The 18,956-nt window shown below is 28.9% G+C and carries 10 protein-coding genes; all 10 read left to right on the top strand.

All coding sequences use genetic code 11. The features are described from left to right. Nucleotides 1–133 precede the first annotated feature (133 nt). The gene (locus tag SUN_RS10985) at nucleotides 134–1,273 is read left to right on the top strand and encodes a Fic family protein (RefSeq protein ID WP_012083888.1); all 1,140 of its coding nucleotides are present in this window, start codon (nucleotides 134–136) and stop codon (nucleotides 1,271–1,273) included. A 764-nt stretch (nucleotides 1,274–2,037) separates the two neighbouring features. Beyond that, entirely contained in the window at nucleotides 2,038–2,607 is a 570-nt protein-coding gene (locus SUN_RS10975; protein ID WP_012083887.1) for a toll/interleukin-1 receptor domain-containing protein, read from the top strand. Beyond that, nucleotides 2,604–3,152: a TIR domain-containing protein gene (locus SUN_RS10970; RefSeq protein ID WP_012083886.1), complete on the top strand. Its 549-nt coding sequence runs from the start codon at nucleotides 2,604–2,606 to the stop codon at nucleotides 3,150–3,152. Before SUN_RS10975 ends, SUN_RS10970 begins: the two co-directional genes overlap by 4 nt. Beyond that, a complete protein-coding gene (locus SUN_RS10965; RefSeq protein ID WP_012083884.1) occupies nucleotides 3,149–3,955 on the top strand; it encodes a toll/interleukin-1 receptor domain-containing protein in 807 nt (268 codons plus the stop codon). Before SUN_RS10970 ends, SUN_RS10965 begins: the two co-directional genes overlap by 4 nt. An 11-nt stretch (nucleotides 3,956–3,966) precedes the next feature. Next, the gene (locus tag SUN_RS10960; RefSeq protein WP_012083883.1) at nucleotides 3,967–4,767 is read left to right on the top strand and encodes a toll/interleukin-1 receptor domain-containing protein; all 801 of its coding nucleotides are present in this window, start codon (nucleotides 3,967–3,969) and stop codon (nucleotides 4,765–4,767) included. Continuing rightward, nucleotides 4,754–5,224, top strand: coding sequence for a hypothetical protein (locus SUN_RS10955; protein WP_012083882.1), 471 nt, complete (start codon nucleotides 4,754–4,756; stop codon nucleotides 5,222–5,224). The genes SUN_RS10960 and SUN_RS10955 overlap by 14 nt, the downstream gene beginning before the upstream one ends. Before the next feature lie 18 nt (nucleotides 5,225–5,242). After that, nucleotides 5,243–7,117 carry a TIR domain-containing protein gene (locus tag SUN_RS10950; RefSeq protein ID WP_012083881.1) on the top strand — a complete coding sequence of 625 codons (1,875 nt, stop codon included), beginning with the start codon at nucleotides 5,243–5,245 and terminating at the stop codon, nucleotides 7,115–7,117. A gap of 9 nt (nucleotides 7,118–7,126) precedes the next feature. Continuing rightward, nucleotides 7,127–9,445 carry a toll/interleukin-1 receptor domain-containing protein gene (locus SUN_RS10945; RefSeq protein ID WP_012083879.1) on the top strand — a complete coding sequence of 773 codons (2,319 nt, stop codon included), beginning with the start codon at nucleotides 7,127–7,129 and terminating at the stop codon, nucleotides 9,443–9,445. After that, on the top strand, nucleotides 9,438–12,776 hold the full coding sequence (locus SUN_RS10940; protein ID WP_012083878.1) for a TIR domain-containing protein: 3,339 nt from the start codon (nucleotides 9,438–9,440) through the stop codon (nucleotides 12,774–12,776). Before SUN_RS10945 ends, SUN_RS10940 begins: the two co-directional genes overlap by 8 nt. Next, entirely contained in the window at nucleotides 12,773–18,931 is a 6,159-nt protein-coding gene (locus tag SUN_RS10935) for a toll/interleukin-1 receptor domain-containing protein (RefSeq protein ID WP_012083877.1), read from the top strand. The genes SUN_RS10940 and SUN_RS10935 overlap by 4 nt, the downstream gene beginning before the upstream one ends. Nucleotides 18,932–18,956 lie beyond the last annotated feature (25 nt).

Raw genomic sequence — 18,956 nt, 5'->3', positions numbered from 1 at the left:
TACCAATTCGTGTACCACTTCAAATACTTTGCCTAAAGAATTATTGTACCTTTGAGCTGCTTAAATTTGACAATCGGCTCATATTATGATACGATTATCTGAAATAATCAGCTCACACAGACCAAGGATAGAAATGCAAGATGAAAAAATATGGATATGGCAAGATGATAACTATCCTCATTTCAAATACGATAAGGATGTATTGAGTAAAAGCTTATTGTCTGTGAGTCGAAACAGTGGCAGACTGGATGGCATACTTACCATGCTCGGAGTTCAAAAAAGCAATGCTCTTAAAGTGGAATCTTCTATCAATGAAATAGTTACCTCTTCTCAAATAGAAGGAGAGGTTTTAGATCGTCAGAGTGTTCGTTCATCTATATTAAAAAAGATGGCTGGCAGCGTTACAAAAAAAGATACTTCTACTAAACACACAGATGGACTTGTGGCGATGTTTATGGATAGCAGTACAAATCACTCGCCACTCACAGTTGATCGTCTCAATGGATGGCACAATACGCTGTTTCCTGACGGATATAGTGGATTGTATAAAATAAATGTGGCTAAATTTAGAGAAGAGGAGATGTCAGTTGTTTCCTATAAGGGGGGCAGAGAACAGACACACTATATCGCACCACCACCAGATATTTTAGATAAAGAGATGGATGTTTTTTTGGCGTTTGTAAACACAAGTACAGAAGAACCTTACACTAAAGCCGCAATAGCCCACTTTTGGTTTGTGACTATACACCCTTATGATGATGGAAATGGTAGAATTGCAAGAGCGATAACAAACTATGTATTATCAAAAGAGCTTGGATTAAATGATGGTTACTACTCCATATCTACAGCCATAGTAGAGGATAAAAAGAGTTACTATGACCTTTTGGAGCACAGTCAAAAGCTCATGTATAACAAAAGTTTAGAGATAACAGAGTGGATATCTTGGCATACAGATATGATAAACAAAGCCATAGAAATATCACTACAACAGGTTCAAATAGCCATACAAAAAGCCAATTTTTGGGATAGAGCAAGAGAGTATTCACTAAATACTCGCCAAATAAAAGTGCTCAATAAGTTATTGGATGCTGGAGTTGATGGTTTCGAGGGTGGGCTAAATACAAAAAAATATATCTCCATAGCCAAAACTTCTACCGCCACAGCCAAGAGAGACATCGCTGATCTGGTCTCAAAAAACCTCATAGAACAAGTAGAGGGAACGGCTGGTAGAAATGTGAGGTATGTTGTTAAGGGCACCTCTAATAATAGGTAACACCCACAATGGGTTTTGCAAATGTGAGATTGTGCAAGAGATTTTCAAGTCCTAGCCGTAGCTAAGACGAAGTAAATATCTTGTGCAAGATTACGTTTGCAAAGCCCACCCTACGGGCATCACTAGCTTTCGCCTATGCGTTGTTACTCTTTTTCACCTTAGCTATGGCTAGGGTTTCAAAAGAGTGCCTAGCCTAGACAAAAGCTAGAGATGTTGTGGCTATCACCTATTTTTAGAGGTGCCCTTAAGTTAATGGATTCAGAGCAGTTAGCTTTAGACCTTACAAAAACTGGAGGGTTCCCATCGGTAAAGATCAGAGGATAAACTCCTCTACCTTTACAATATTCTGTTTTTAGGTATATCTACCGTGTGAGGATTCCATTTTTTACCTGTTTTAAAATTGGCTTTGGCGATTAGTGGTCCATCGTTGGTATTTTCTTTTTTTGGTGTCTCTTTTTTGGTTTCAGTTTTTGTACTCTTTTTGAGGGGTAATTCCAGTTTGGCATATTTGACAAAACTCCAGTATGACATCCGCCCACTAAGACTCACTCATGCAAACTATGAGTCCATTTTTGTCTTTTGCGGCTCTTTTTGATGTAAATGTGCTAAAATTTGTCTAATTATGGCTAATTTAGTTTGAATAGAAAGACAAGATGTGTTTATGTCATACAAAAACTAAGTTTTTGATGCCCTAAGCGTCTTGAAACTTATTCGTACTTCTGGGGAAGGCTCAACGGGGATAAAAAAAGGGAGGAGACATAAAGATGCCAAAAATTATAACAATGGATGAAATGAGGGCTTATTCAGAAAAAGAAATTTTAAATGAAAATACTCTAATTAAAATTGCTGCAAGAAAAGATATATCTAAAAATGTTTTTCTATCCTATTCTTCTAAAGATATAGAAATATTACCATATCCACTAAAAATATTAACTAATCATGGGGGTAAAGTCTATATGGATAAAGGGGATGATAGGCTACCTGAACCTCCTTCTTTTGAAACGGCTAAGATACTTAAAGACACAATTAAGAAACTTCCAAAGATGGTTGTTTTTGTTACACCAAATAGTAAAGACAGTAAATGGATTCCATGGGAGCTTGGATTGGGTGATGGAAGCAAAAGTAATTATGATGTTGCAATTTTTCCCTCTGTAGAAAAATCATATGATAAAAAGTGGACAGAGCAAGAGTATTTAGGCCTATATAGTCGAATAGTATATGGAGGATTGGAAGGATACGATAAAGATGTCTGGATGGTATATGACCATAAAACAAATACAGCTAAAGAATTGAGTAAATGGTTAGGAAATAGTTCAAAAGGAGTATATATATGAGGCATAAAGTATTTGTAAGTTACCATCATGCAAATGACCAATATTATAGGAATAAGTTTGAAGAATTGTTTTCAAACCAATATGATATTATGGTTTCCAGGTCTGTTCAAATAGGCGATATTGACCCTTTTTTAAGAACAGAAACAATAAGACAGAAGATTCGTGATGAATATTTGAGAGATTCAACAGTAACAGTTGTATTAATTGGTTCTGAAACTTGGAAAAGAAAACATGTGGATTGGGAAATAGCTTCAAGTATCAGGCAAACAACATATAGTTCTAGATCAGGTGTAATAGGAATTTTATTACCAAGTTACCATGACTATTATGATATTGAACACGGTAAATATAGAAAAACAACTATTCCACCTAGACTTAGTGAAAATATTGATTGTGGCTTTGCAAAGCTTTATGAATGGAGTGATAATCCTTATGAAGTACAAAGGTGGATTCATGAGGCATTTGAAAGACGGAACAATATTATCCCAGATAACTCTTTTCCTTCTTTTGTTAATAATCGTAGTGGTGTGGAGTGGCAAAAATGAGTAGAAAATATCTTCAAACAAGTTTTTCTTTTGACTATGGAAACAGAAGACCAATAGAGACAATGCTTTTACAAGTTTGTGAAAAATACAAAGATATTAGCACAGAAATTGGTTTTATATTTTGTGTAAATAATATCCCCTATAAATTAGAATTTTATTTTGTACTTGAAGTTGAAAGTAATTATGAAAAAGAGTTCAAAGAGATCAAACATAGTTTAAATGAATATGCTATTAAAGAATTAACATTTAATACAACACGAAGCTTAATGAATCAAATGAAAAATAGAAGGTTCAATATATTAACTACACCTTGCACAAAAGAAGGTATAGAAATGGCATTTCATAGTGAGAAAATATTTCTTATTGATGAACGAACAAAATTAAAAGATAGAGGATTTGAATTTTTTAATACTAATTTATATACTGATACTGTATTTTTTAGTTATTCAAATAAAGACTTGATTGATGTATTTGACAAAACAATTAATATGCTTAATGCTGATGCATACCCAGTTTTTTTAGATAGAAAAAGTTTGTATGTAGGAAATCAATTAAATTCATCTTTAGATGGCGCCATTAAAGATGCTAAGTCAATAATTTTCTTTATTGATAAAGAATTTAAAACAAGTGAGTACTGCTTAAAAGAATTAGAATTAGCAAAAAAATACAATAAGAATATGCTTATGATAGTCAATAATGATACGGAAATAGACTCTGAATATTTATTTAAAAAATTAGATTTTAATACATTAACCTCAGATCAGTTATATAAAATCATACGTGAATATTTAATAGGCAAATAGGTTAAAAAAAAATGAAAAAACTTATAAACGATGAACATTGGGAAAAGAAAGCAAATGGTTGGGTTTTTTTATCACATTCTTCTCATGATTATGAAGAGGTTAAAATAGTACGAAATTATTTAGAAGATAATGGTTTTAGTGCTTTAATGTTTTATTTGAAATCTTTGGAGGATGAAGATAAAAAGAATATGATTAAGCCTTTACTGGAATGGGAAATTTCAGCTAGAAACATTTTTGTTTCATGTACGAGTTCATTTGCAGAAGAGTCAAAATGGTTTAAATGGGAACGAAAATATGTTCAATCTTTATCTTTTAAAATTTATAGAGAAATAGATATTGAAAAATTAAAATACGAGAGATGTACGCAGTTATCAAAGCTTGACAATTTAATGAAACAGGCAACACTCTTTTTCCTTTATTCACATAAAGATAATTATAAAGTAAATAAGATTTATGAGCAATTAGAATCTTCTGGGTTTCGAATTTTTAAGGATACCGCATCTATCAAAATGGGAGACAATATACAAGATAAAATTTATGATGCTCTTCAGGAAACAAAAGACAGAGGAGCTGTTTTAATTTTTCTTAGTAAAAATGCAAAAGAGTCAAAATGGTTTTGGCAAGAAAAACAGAGGGCATTAAATCAAAATGCTTTTATTATTCCTGTTTTATTAGATAATACAAATATTAATGATTTTCCTGCCTTTAGGAATCTATCATATATTGATGCTAAAGATGGCTTCAGTAAAGCTAGCATAAATGAATTGTTACAAATTATAAATAGAAAGGAACAAACAAATGAAATGGAGTGAATTATTTGACAAATGGAGTTTGTCAGGGTTGAAAGCTAAAGCAGGTTTTATAGAAATGGATTTTATGCCTAATGATGTAGATAAAAATGCTGCATGGGAAATGTATGTAGAGATGCAAACACGTATAACTACACAAGAACTTGGTGATGAAGAAGGAGATGAAGTTACAGCTCTTCAAAGTATATATACTTTATTTCAACTCACAAGAGATTTACTGAAAAAATATGGAAGGCATGCTCCTGATTTTTCTCGTATAGCATTATTTATTATTAATGAAGAAGTACGACCTTTTACTGGGAAATGGCACAAGCTTTCTGCAGATGGTAAATTGAATGATGCAGAACAGCGTAAAATGTTTAGAAAAGAATTGAAAGATTTACAAGTAATTCTTGGAGCATATTCATCTATATTAGAAGATATGGCAGGAGTTAAAGGTTTGAGTATACAAAAGAAATAATCTATAAGGGAATGAAAGATGATTTTAAATATTTATTATGCTAAAGAGTTAGATAGCCTATCACAATTAAAGAAATTTTTTATAGAAAATTACTTTTTTAAAGATGATGATGTTTTAGGTGGAAAACTTTTTGATGTTTATTTCTTCGAATTGTCTGATTATCAAGAAAATAATAATGCAATTGATATTATTTTGATTGATGATTTATTAATAGCAAAGACTTATGCAAACAGTGATATACAATTAAAACTATTACATAAATGGCAAGAGAATAAAAGAGTAGTTTTTGTTGCATTAACTGAAAATTATGGACAAATGAAGTTGTGGGGTGATGAAATTAATTTCATTAGAGCTTTTCAAAAAGAAGATCTTCTAAATTTTCTTTATACTGAAATAACACATGATATTTTGCGATTTATCTTGAGGAAAGACAAACTACAGATATTTATCTCTCATGCAAAAAAAGATGGTAGAAATATAGCAAAATTAATTAAAACTTTTATTGATAATGATATTAAACTTGATAATTTTTTCGATGAAACGGATATCCAGAATTCATCAAGTTGGAAAAAGGTACTGGAAAAAAATGTGAATGATAGTTTGTTTCTATTTGTATATTCTGATAATTATGGACACACAGTTTGGACGCAGCAAGAATTAATTTGGGCAAAGCAAAAACAAATACCTATAGTAGGAATAGACACACTATCCAAAGAAGATAAAAGAATGTTTCCCTATCTTGGCAATGTAAAAATGGTAAAACTTTTACATAGTGTTACCAATATTGAACATCTTTGCAATGAAACATTTTCTGTTAAGTCAAACCATAATCTTAGATTAATCATTAATGCTCTGCTGAAAGAAGCATTGGAACATTACCTCTTTATAGACATGTATCAAAATAGACAAAATTGCAAGAATTATAAAATTTTAAGTAGACCCCCTGAACTCTTAGATGTTTGCATGCATGGAAACCAAACAATGCTCTATCCAGATCCACCGCTTATATTACCAGAACAGGATATTTTAAATGATTGCTTTAATAATGGTGGTATTGTCACTCCTGTATTATTAGAAAATAAATTAAAAACCAATAAAAAAATAGCTATTTCCATTAGTGAATCTAAAGATTTAGAAGAATATGGAATATCAATAGATCATATGCATATGTTAATGGTTGAATTGGCTCGTTATTTGTTTATCAAAGATAATACATTGCTATATGGTGGGGACTTGGGATATAAAAGTGAATTTAATTTTACCCTCTTACTTGTTAATCTTTTAAAGTCATATAACTCTAATTATAATGAAGAGAAAAAAATCATTAATTTTGCAGCAAGACCTTTTAGTAAGTTCATTGATACGAAGATAAAGACACGATACTTAGATGTGATAGATTTTCAAGAGATTGGCGAAGATTGTGAATTAACAGAGATTGATAAAGTAGCAGAAAATCTTACAAGAATGAGAGAGAAAATTACAAAAGAAATGGATATAAAAATTGCTGTTGGAGGAAAGATTACAGGTTATAGTGGTTTTTATCCAGGTATTTTAGAGGAAGTCTACTTGGCACTTAAAGCAGATAAACCAACATATTTAATTGGTGGTTTTGGAGGCATGACTAAAAAGATTATTAAATTGCTACAGGGATATGATGTTGAAGAATTAACATTTGATTATCAAAAAATTAACAATGAAAAACTTAGGTTATTTATAGAAAATAATCCAAAATATGAGAAGGGAATTAGAAAAAAATATGATGAAATGTATAATTTTTTAGTGATTCAAAATGTAAAAGTACGAAATATTGATTCAAATAATCAAATAAAAATATATAGTAATAAAAAAATTTATGAGATTATCCAATTAATTTTAATAGATATAAGTATTTAAGGTCAAAAAATGGGAAATGGAAGTTCAACAGGTACTGGAGGAAAACTTGTTAGAAAGCTAATTACTTGTAATAAAAATGACTTTTATGAACAGTGCTATCAGTTTCTTATAAAATTTAATCCTAATACAACAAAGGATAAAAAACTAACATCATTATTTACCAAGTCTGACAAAGGTTATTGTATTTATTACTGTTTAGGTACCGATGAGAAAGTATTAAAAATAAAAGATCTTGAAATTGATAATGATATAAAAATTATTTTAAGTGAATATGGAGTGATAGATAAAATCATCATAATACATCAAAAAGAACTAGCGAATAAACTACTCAGAAAACAATTAACTAGATTAATTGATCATTTTCAAAAAAATATTAAAATTAAGGCTTTGTCCCCTAGAAGTTTTATTGATTATATGTTTCAAAAGATGAATCAGAGTCTTATAGAAAAAATTAGTAATATCCATAATAAATATAAACAAAATCATCAAATGCGTTTATCTGAAAAAAATATATATATCGAGGAAGTACCTTATTATCTTGAAAAAAAAGACAAGGGTACTAATCCTAAAAAATATATAGAAAATTCATTTATAAAAAAAATGAACAGTACTGCAAAAACATGGACTTTTATTATAAGTGAATTTGGATTTGGCAAAACTTCCTTATTATTAAATTTATCAAGTATAAATAATGATAATATTTATATTTATATCCCTTTAATTCAATTATCAAACAAAGCTTTTGATAATGAACAAACATTAGCTAAAGAAATTCTTGAAATTCTTTTAGAAGAAGAATTACGTAAAGAAGATGACTATGATAATATCGCAATTACTGAATTTAAAAGAATGTTACGCACAGAAAAAAAGATTATCTTGCTATATGATGGATTGGATGAATATCATCTAGCATATCAAGAATATGGGCTGAAACAAATATTTAATTGTGCATCTTCTTTTGGGTGTAATTCTGTGTTTACACTCAGAAAAGAATTTAGAGATGAACGTTATGGTAGTTTTCAAGACTCTTTATTTGTTCAAAATAGACCCACTTATACAGAGTTGATTCTAGAAGAATGGAATGATAAAATCATTTTAGAATATATACTTTCTTTAAAGAATACACTATCTAGAGAGAGTCAAGATACAAAAAATTTAGAAAAATTCGAACAATTAGTTAGAGATAAAAAATATCATCAAGAATATGGAGATATACCAAAACGACCATTATTTTTAAAAATGCTTACTGATGATATCATATCTGGAGATATTAAAATTAAAAATATTTCAGAGTTATATGAATCATATTTAACTAGAAAGTTCACACTAGATAGGGAGGGTTCATATATTTCTAAAAGAGCTGCTAGACCATTATCTAAACAAGGAGATGTATATGAAGTTACAGATTATATTTTTGACCTTCTAGCAAAGATATCATGGGAAATGACCAATGTTGATGGTTTCAATATTGTATATGGTGAGTATATAACTGAAGAGGAAATTAAGAATTTAATGCATACTGATTATGGAGAAATTAATCACATAATTGAGTTGTTGCTTAACTCTGTGTTGATTCCTTACGATAAAAGAAAACGAAGAAACTTTAAAGCAAAGTTTGCACATAAATCTTTTCAAGAATATTTTTTAGCTTACTACCTTATATTTGTAATTTTAAAAGAGAAAACTATCAACATCAATGCCTTGACATTAAAATATAGCAAAGGTACTATGGATTTTTGTAAATATATGATTATAAATGAAAATATACAAGATGTTATAGATGATTTGTATATAAACTTGAATTTTGATATCAACAAAGATGCATTATTATATCGACATGCATCAATTAATGCACATCAAAGAGTTAGTGAAAAAGATAAACTAAATATAAAAACAGACAATAGCGAATTTGATTTCTTCATAAGTCATTCTTCTGTAGATAAGTTTCCGTTTGTTGATGAGTTTGTAAGTGAGTTAAAAGATTTAGGTTTCAATGTATTCTATGACAGGATGAATATTAAAGAAGCTGAAAATATTGTTCAAGAGATAAATGAAGGATTCATTAGACTAAAATATGGTGTTATTGCCATAATAAGTCCAAATTTCATAGAAGGCTCTTGGTGTAACGAAGAATTAGCAATTGGATATTCTTTAAAAATTGAAAAGGAGAAAATTCTTATACCAATACTTTTAAATATTTCATTAAAAGAAGTTAAAGATACTTATCCAATTTTGAGAAATATTAAAATGTTTGATAACTATGTTTCTTCCAAATCAATTGCTATAGAAATTACTAGATATAAACATGAGATATCAAATAATGTCTAAATCCTACAAAGCATTCATAGGCTACTCACACGATGATGAAGCGTTTGGTTCTTGGCTGCATAAAGAGTTAGAAAAATACAAGATTCCAAGAAAACTACGAGAAGACTACCAAACCTTACCCAAATCACTTTACCCCATATTTCGAGACCGATATGAGCTAAATGCAGGGGATGATTTGGGTGTGGAGATACTCAAGGCTCTTGAAAACTCTGATGCACTTATTGTAGTTTGTTCTACTAAATCGGCTGATTCTAAATGGGTAAATAAAGAGATTGTAGATTTTAAAATGATGCATGGAGAGGATAGGGTTTTTCCTATTATTGTGGATGGTGAGCCTTTTGCAATAGAGAGTGATAAGTTTGATGATGTGTTAGAGTGTTTTCCTGAGGCTTTGAAGTATAAGCTAGATAGTGAAGGGAATTTGACTGATGAAAGAACTTCTATTTTGGCTAGTAGTACTATTGAGAAAGAGGATGGTCGGGAACTTGCTAAGTTGAAGTTGATTGCTGGGATTTTGGGTGTTCCTTTTGGGGAGTTTTATCGGAGGGATGAAGAGCAGAAGAGGAGGGATAGGATAAAACTTATTTCTATATGGAGTCTGTTCACTCTAGTTATAGTTGGATTTTCTGTATTTATCTGGAATCAGAAAATAAAAATAGATAAAAACAAACAGGTAATCAAAAAAGAGCTTTACAATAATCTATATCAACAAGGTATTGATAATAAAAATAATCTTAATAATCCAGTTTATGCAAAATTCCTATTTGCAAATGCAATAACTAAAAGTTCAGATAAAAATGAAAAAAAGGAGATAAAAATACTTTACAAGACAGTTAACGGAGGAATTAAATTAAAAAAAATATTTAATAATTATATTAGTCATAGAGGTTGGGGACATGCTGAATTTACAAAATCGCAAAATAAAATATTGTTTTTAAATATTTATGATGATCAAATAAAAATTTTTGATAAAAATACATCTAACCCCATTTTAATGGGGTTAAGCAGTGACAATGCAATTGTAGATAAAAAAGAAACAATGATTTTTAGCTGGAGTGCATATCCTAATAATAATGTAAAATTATGGAAAATGAATGGCAAAATAATATATAAGTCTAAATTTAAAAATGAAATTATGGATGCCTATTTTGATAAAAAGAAAGTAATGGTATTAACTGCTTCAAATTGGCTCAGATTAAGGAGTATTCCAGATAATAAAATTTTACAGGTTTTTAAATTTGATAACAATTTAGAAAAGGCAATTTTTATAAGAGATAAAAAGCAAATATTAACTATATCAGGCTATGCAAATAAGAAAGTGGTAAAAATTCTGGATATTAATGATAGCAATAAACCCTTTTTGGTTTTTAATCACGCTGAAGAAGTGAGTTTGAGTAAAGATAATAATATTATTGCAATTTATGGGGAAAACAAGATTAAAATATGGGATATAAAAACTAGGAAAATGTTAAAAGAACTTAGTCCTATAAAAAAAAGTCCTTATCGTATGACTTTTAATAAGCAAAATACAAAATTATTATTAAATTATTTTGAAGAAAATTATATGAAAGCTTTTATATTTGATGACGAAGATATTTTTTGCCCTAATAGCGAGATCATTATGTCTCATGATGGTAGAATTGCAGGTTCACTTTTTAATAAAAAAGGTAACTTTATTTTAAGTTGGAGTGATGATAAGACAATTAAACTTTGGGATAATTGTAACCCAAGGCAATCTGAATTTGATATAGATAATTTAGAACACAAGCCAACTAAAATAATTAAATGTAGCTATAAAGTTAAAAATGCAGTTTTTAGTAATGATGAAACAAAGATTTTAAGTTGGGGGGAGAATAGATTGGATTTATGGAGTATTACTGATAATAAACCCATTTTTACAATTATGAGTGATAGTGAAATAAGTAGTGCAGAATTTAATAAAGATGAAACAGAACTTTTAACCAGTACAGAAAATGGAAAGATACAGCTTTGGGATACAAATTTATCAAAATATAATATTAAATATTCTAATGGAAGTAAAAAGATAATCTTAAGTAAAAATCAGTCTAAAATATTAAGTTATAATAATGAAACTCTTAAAGAAAAATTAAAAATAGTGTGTAAGGATAATTTTTACCATATAGATGGAGGCAAAGCTAAATTTTATGATAGGGCTACGAAGATCTTATCTTGGAATCAATACACTATCAAAGTATTTGATACTAAAACATGCAAAAATATATACACATTAAAAGATTTTAATAGAGTAAAAAGTGAGTTAAATAAAATAAAAAATCCTTTAATTGCATTTGGCTTAAAATTAAACTCTTACATAAAAGATGTAATATTGTCACAAGATAAAAAAACAATTTTTACTATAGGTGGAGAAACTATAAAATTATGGAATATTAATGATAAAAAGTTATTAAAAACTTATACGGTTAATACTCTTATTGGTAAGAGTGGCACTTCGTTTACAAATGGTACAGGAGACACTATAGAGGGGGCTACTTTTAATGCAAACAAAACAAAAATGGCATCTTGGTATAAGGATGGTGGAATAAGAGTTTGGGATCTTAATGATACACAACCAAGAGTTGTTTTAAAGGCAGGATATACAAACGGAGTACAATTTATTGAAGATAATAAAATTTTGAGCTGGGGAATTAGTGGTATTAAGTTTTGGAATATTAAAAACGATAAACCTATACTTTTAGTTGATATTAATGCAACAATTGATGATGAAATTGTGTTATCCAAAGATTCTAAACGTATCGTATACTACGAGAGAGAAAATTTATATTTATATAATATCTATAATAATAAATTAGAAACTATTATAAAACATAATAAAAACTTAAATGGGACTTTTTTTAATAAAAATGAAAAGAATGTATTAAGTTGGTGCAGAGATGAGCTGAATATTTGGGATATTGATACAAAAAAGCTATTATTCAATGGTAAACATAGTCATAATATACTTCACGCAATATTCAGTAAAGATGAAAAGGAAATTTTGAGTTGGGATGAAAAAGAAATTAGGCTCTGGAGTGTAAAGACTGGGAAAGTATTAGTCACTATTAAACATAATAAGAAAATTAATGGAGCTTGTTTTTCTAAAAATGAAACAAAGATATTAAGTTGGGGTAATGATGAAGTAAAAGAATATTCTTTATTGGGAAAAAACAATATTGAATCAATATATTATCCTTTAAAAGTTGAAGTTGAAATAGGAGCTTGCCTATATAAAAAAATACATAATTTAACGAAAAAGGAATGGCTACAAAAAAAGAAAAAATATGAACAAATTTTAAAAGAATCCAGCCCATGAAAATCTTCCTAAGTTACTCATCCAAAGACCATGTATATAAGGATGAAATAAAAATTACACTCTCTGTACTAAAGAGAGAAAATAAAATACACCTTTGGGTAGATGATGAAAAGTTAAAAGTAGGTGATATTTTTGATAGTATTATTAAAAAAGAAATCATTGATTCTGATATTTTTCTTCTATTGTTAAGTCGAAATTTTTGGGCTTCGGATTATATACAAGAGCAAGAACTACCACTGATTTTAAAACAATCAGCAGAAAAAAATGCCATAATAATTCCTATAATTTTAAAAGATACTGGCGACCTTTTAAATCACGATGAAGTAAAAAATATAAATGCGATACCAAGAGATGAAAAAGATGATAAAAGGCTACTTCCTATTGATACTTTTGAGTCTCAAGAAAAAGCTTATAATAGCATCTTGTCTTCTATTCAAAACCTAATTACTACAAGTAAAAATTATATACCTTACCTAGAACTCTCTCGATATAGTTTAAAGACACTTAGTCCGTATAATGACTTGGAAAAAATAGAATTAAGAGAGATTGTCCACAAGAATGAAACTACATTTGAAATAGAGTTTATTGAGCATTACGAGAGTCAGAAAAAGGTAGATAAAATATTGATCTTTTCTTATAGTAAAAAAGAGAAAGAGTTCTTGATCGCTAAATTTTCAAATTCAAAACAATTTAATGCTATTAGCAATCAATTAAAAACACAAAAATTGATTACGAAATATCAAATTTTGAGCTATTTAGATACTACATTAGAAGTATTATTTCCTGTGCCATCAAGAATAAAAAGTATAGAAAAGTTTATTCAAACTGATGATATTAAAGGGATAACGGATCTATTGCAATCAAAAACATCACAAAAACTATTGGCTTATGGTTCAGCAGGAGTGGGTAAAACATCTACATTATCTTCTTTAAAATCTATATTTTCTGATGCTCTAGTTTTAATATATGATAGTTTTGGAGGAGGTACATATAAAGATTTTGGTGCTCAAAGACATCTCCAGCAGAAGATACTAACACAACTCATAAATGAAACTGCAATAGGGTTAGGTTTTGAATTGTTATTAGAACAAAAATTTAATATCTATGACTTGGAATTAAAATTTAAGTTATATATAGAAGAAGCTTCAAAAACTTTAGATAAGAAAAAAGTAATTATAATAATAGATGCAGCAGATAATAATGTAGATGGTGCAAAATACTTTAATGAAGAACCATATATTCCTAAATTATGGAGCCTTAACTTACCTGAACATTGCTATTTGATAATGAGTGCTAGAGGTGGACTGAGAAAAGACTCATTATTAGCTCCAAATGATGTTTTAGACTTTGAGCTTAAAGGTTTTGATATTGAATCAACAAAACAATTTTTAACGCAGTATTTCCCAAAATTGGAAGAGAAGATAGCTTTGTCTTTTCATAAGTTGACTAAAGGTAACCCCCGTATTGAAAACTATATATTACAACAAATTAATGGGAACTATGATAGGATAGAGGCTCTTGTAAAAAAAGATGAAACTATATCTTTAGAAAAGATATTTGAAGATATGTGGGAGCAAGCATTAGCAGTTATTGAGCCTATTACTAGAGAGCATGTAGAAGAGCTTATCTGTATGTCAAGACCTGCAAAAATAGATGATTTTATGTTAGCTAGTGGATTAACCAAGAATGAATCTTTAAAAATAACTCAAACACTTGAACCAGGTATTACAGTAGATCAAGAACATACTATCGGATTCCAAGATGAAGATTTTGAAACATTTTTATCAACGAAAATTGATGAGCATACAGCACTAAACACACACAATAGAATTTCAAAGAATCTATTTACAAAAATCGTATCAAATCACTATGCTACTAAATATATAGCATTTCATTTAGAAAAAGCTGGGAATTATACTTCACTCATAGATATTACTCTCAACTTTAATTTAGAACATATTGAAGATAGACTAGAAAGAAAAGAGATACAAAAAGACAGAGTGCAACGAGCTCTAAATATGGCTCTTGAAAAAAAAGATTATCAAAATATTTATAAACTTTTATATTTAGTTTCTGAATTAACTAAATCAGATAATACGCTTCATGAGTTTCTACAAGATAGCCCTGAATTATTATCTATCTATACTAACGAAGAAAATGCAGTTAGTTACTACACGAGTAACTTTGAAAATTTAGAAAATTTAAATTATCGTTGCGCATATCTTTTATCAAAAGTAAATAATAAAAGGTCTATAGAGTTTTTAAAAGTTGGTGATGTGTGGTTAAGAAAAACACTAGATAGGCGAAAAGAAGATAAAGGAGGACATGCAAATAATATAGATACTTCAGATATAGCAAAAAGAAGTATATCGGCTTATTATACAGAAGGGCTAGAGAAATGCATAGAGTCGTTTAGTGTTTGGAGATTATGGTTTTTAATTCAAGTTATAAATGATATACCAAAAGATTTCCTACTTGAAATGACTATAGAAAAGCAAGAGGAGATATATGAAAAATATCATACTCGGATGCACCCCTTTGTTCAGGCAAAATTATTGGTTTTACTAAATAATATTGGGAATACGCCATCTAGAGAACTTGTTCACCGTGTTGCTAAAAAACTCTATAGATATATCCAGTTAAAGCCTAAAAGAATTGAAATTTTACAAGGGAATAGAGGCTACATGCATAGAGATGATTTAAATACGATTTCTCTAGATTTTTCCATTTTAGCTCTTAAGTTTGGTTTTGATAAAAAAATTATCTTACCAACAATTCTAAAAACTACAACACAATCATTTGAGACTCTTCATGATGATCATTCATTGCGTGGTTTTTATGAAACATTTTTAGCACTAGGATTAAAACATACTATAGAGACTAATGAAATTGACTATGATGAACTTATAAAAGAAAAAGATAATCCAAGCTACACAGATACAGAAGATAGAAAAAGAAAAATTGGGTATATAAAGAATATCATGCCTTATTTTCAATTTTATACTAAAGTCATAGTAAATCAATTAGATTTTAGTACCATTGAAAAAGAATGGACAACATCTTTAGAAAAAGCAACACCAAGCTGGCATAATCAAAGAGAGTATCAAGGATTTGCCATTAAATTTGAGCTTTTAACTAAAATTTTAATAATGACAAATGCAGATAGAACAGCTTTTATAGCTTTAATACAAAATTTAAAAAGTATAATGGACAAATATAATCTTATTCAGAAAATCACTCCTATATTATTGGAAGGAAGATATTTGGATGAAGCTTTTGAGCTTATTGATCTTGATGTTAATATTACTCAAAAGGAATCCTTGCCTGCTCAAGATAAAGTTGATGTTTTTAATAACTATGCGAAATTAGTTAGATTTTATGATGAAGAACGGGCTAAAATATATTTTGAATTGGCACTAGAAGCTACAGGTGGATTAGATGACAAAGTTTATTTTTTATATAAGTTTTTAGTGTCTTTAACTCAATATGTTTTACCAGTTTTAGAGAAAAATGAAAAATATAAACTAGTCAATCGAAATGTTGCTGTAGTAGAATCATTACAAGGATACTTATATGAAACAGGTGATCTTGTACTAAATGAAGCAATTAAATTAATTGCTCATTTGGATTTTTCTTTAGCATTAAATATTGCTCATCAATGGGATAATAAAATTATCTATAAACAAGAGAAGAGTTTATCTGAAATTCTTCCTATTGCTATAGAAAAAGAAGATCTAGAATATGAAAATTTATTTTCGCTAAGATTTTTAGTAAAAAATAGCGATATTTTAGATACCTTTTTATTATTAATTGAGAAATTCAATGAGACAAGTAAAGACGCACTATTTAATATCATAGAAAAGATGATAGATTTTATACGTAAAAACCTTTCGGATAAAGATCAGGTATCTACATTGGATGCAATAAGAAAATGGCTATCTCATAATGGTTATAGTTCACATACATTAACATTAGAACTTGAAAAATATCATAAGTTTTTTAAAGAAAATAATATCAACCCTGACAATTATATTCCTCCGTATACACATAAGGAAACAATTGAAAACTGGGATAACTTCTTTATTCCATATTTAATAGATCTTCCAAAATACTTAACAGAAATGGATAAAAAAATTAGTGGATACGATACAGGTAGATTACTTTCTGAAGCAAGAAGTAGATTAAAATATAATCAAAAAGTTTCATGGCTAGAAGCAATTTGTAATGTAAGGGTTTTTTATCTTAAACATTATATAGATGAATTTCTTACCTGTATATTGGAGTGGGAATCTGATATACAGGTAAATAGACATAAAGAGGCTTTAATAGAAAAATTTGTCTATACATATAGCTCTAGGCTATTAGATTCAGATGAGTATATTACAAGATTATCACACTATGTACCTAAAAATAGACTATATGAAATTATATTAAATGAAGAAGTGAAAAAATCATTTTCTTATGAACTTCGTGATTTGTATCGATTAATGGATGTTTCTAAAGAGATTTTAAAAAAAGATGATGCTAAAAATGTTATGTACGATATATTCGGAAGACTTGAAAATCAATTAGATACTACACCTTGTAACTTTAATCCTAATAACTATAAAGAAGCTTTGGTTACATTTTTATGGAAACAAATGGGACATCCTGATAGGCGAATAAGATGGAAAGCCAAATATAGTACCAGAGAGCTTTTAAAAAGCAGCCATACATTTATTCCTATGTTTATAGATAAATTTTCTACATATGATGGTTTTCCTTTTACAAATGATTTGAGTTTTTATACTATCTCAGCAAAAGAATCTCTTTTATTGGTATTTCATAGATTATCATTTGAAATTACTGATGCATTAAAGCCATATTTAAAAGATTTCAAAAATATTGTATTTGATGAAGATTTTCCTCATATAATCATTAGAGAAATAGCAAAAGCGATTACCATAAACTTGTCTAATGTTCAAGAAATGCGATTAAGATTAGCCAATTCACCTCGTAGTTGTCTTATTAAAAAACAGACACAAGGATATGGATGGAACCATCAAACAAGATTTAACTTTGATTCTATGGATACTATACCATACTGGTATAACTCTATGCAAAATATTTATGATATAGAAATGATAGATATATTAAAAGATGCAGAAACATGGATAATTGATAAGTGGGGACAAAATGATGCTATCGAAGCGAAATATCTACGACATAGATGGGAGAGAGATGATTATCACTTGACATCACATAGGCATGGTGAACTACCAACTATAGAAGAACCAGTAAGACACTTAGAATTTGAATCTATGTTTTTGGTGGCAGGTGAACTTTTGAGAACACATTCAGTTAATATAGAAAGATATTCAGATGGTGATGTGTCGGAATATGATTATTTTTTAGGTAGGTATTTTGAAAATAATGATTTTTGGCTTTCTGAATTTAGACAAGCAAAGCCACTAGAAGCATTTCCATGGGGGATTTTTGAAAGAGAACATAACTTAGAGAAGTTTGATAATCTTCTAGGTATAACAAATGACTCTTGGATACTGCATGGGAATTACAATATTTATTTAGAAAGATATTCTGAAACAATTGATATATCAAGTGCATTGGTGTCTCCTAATTCCTCAAAGACCTTACTTAAACTATTGCAAAAAGCAGATTATTATGATTACCATATGCCTATAAAAAATGACGATAAGACATTTACTTATCAAGGGTATGACCTTACAGGATGGATCGATAGCATATCTTTAGATTTGGAAAAAGATTCTCATGATCCTTATACTCATAATATGCAATCAACCTTACATCTTCCCTCTGAGGAATTTATAAAAATATGTAATTTGTCAATAGATAAATATAAAGCAATTTTTACACAAAACAAAAAACTAATTGTTAAGATAGAAAGATGGTCAGATGATGAAAAAGCAGATTATTATGATAAGTTTTCATCTTCAGGTGAACGTATGCATGTTAATAGTAATGCGATGATTCACTACTTACAGAATAAAAATATGGATTTAATCATATCCGTAACTATTAGCAATGGTGAACAGAAGCTTGGTGAAAATGAAAAAAAATATAGCAAAAAAACAATTTTATATCTTTTGACAAAAGATGGTGACCTAGAAAGGGCAGATAAAATAAAAATAGTTTAAGAGGGTTAGAGAACCTTATTTATTT

This window comes from Sulfurovum sp. NBC37-1, from assembly GCF_000010345.1.
Taxonomy (GTDB): Bacteria; Campylobacterota; Campylobacteria; order Campylobacterales; family Sulfurovaceae; genus Sulfurovum.
This window is presented reverse-complemented; position numbering and strand designations above follow the sequence as displayed.

Excerpts from the sequence above, each read along its gene's own strand:
- SUN_RS10970 (WP_012083886.1), top strand. The coding sequence starts at position 2,604 with ATGAGGCATAAAGTATTTGTAAGTTACCATCATGCAAATGACCAATAT.
- SUN_RS10975 (WP_012083887.1), top strand. The coding sequence starts at position 2,038 with ATGCCAAAAATTATAACAATGGATGAAATGAGGGCTTATTCAGAAAAA.
- SUN_RS10940 (WP_012083878.1), top strand. The coding sequence starts at position 9,438 with ATGTCTAAATCCTACAAAGCATTCATAGGCTACTCACACGATGATGAA.
- SUN_RS10965 (WP_012083884.1), top strand. The coding sequence starts at position 3,149 with ATGAGTAGAAAATATCTTCAAACAAGTTTTTCTTTTGACTATGGAAAC.
- SUN_RS10950 (WP_012083881.1), top strand. The coding sequence starts at position 5,243 with ATGATTTTAAATATTTATTATGCTAAAGAGTTAGATAGCCTATCACAA.
- SUN_RS10955 (WP_012083882.1), top strand. The coding sequence starts at position 4,754 with ATGAAATGGAGTGAATTATTTGACAAATGGAGTTTGTCAGGGTTGAAA.
- SUN_RS10985 (WP_012083888.1), top strand. The coding sequence starts at position 134 with ATGCAAGATGAAAAAATATGGATATGGCAAGATGATAACTATCCTCAT.
- SUN_RS10935 (WP_012083877.1), top strand. The coding sequence starts at position 12,773 with ATGAAAATCTTCCTAAGTTACTCATCCAAAGACCATGTATATAAGGAT.
- SUN_RS10945 (WP_012083879.1), top strand. The coding sequence starts at position 7,127 with ATGGGAAATGGAAGTTCAACAGGTACTGGAGGAAAACTTGTTAGAAAG.
- SUN_RS10960 (WP_012083883.1), top strand. The coding sequence starts at position 3,967 with ATGAAAAAACTTATAAACGATGAACATTGGGAAAAGAAAGCAAATGGT.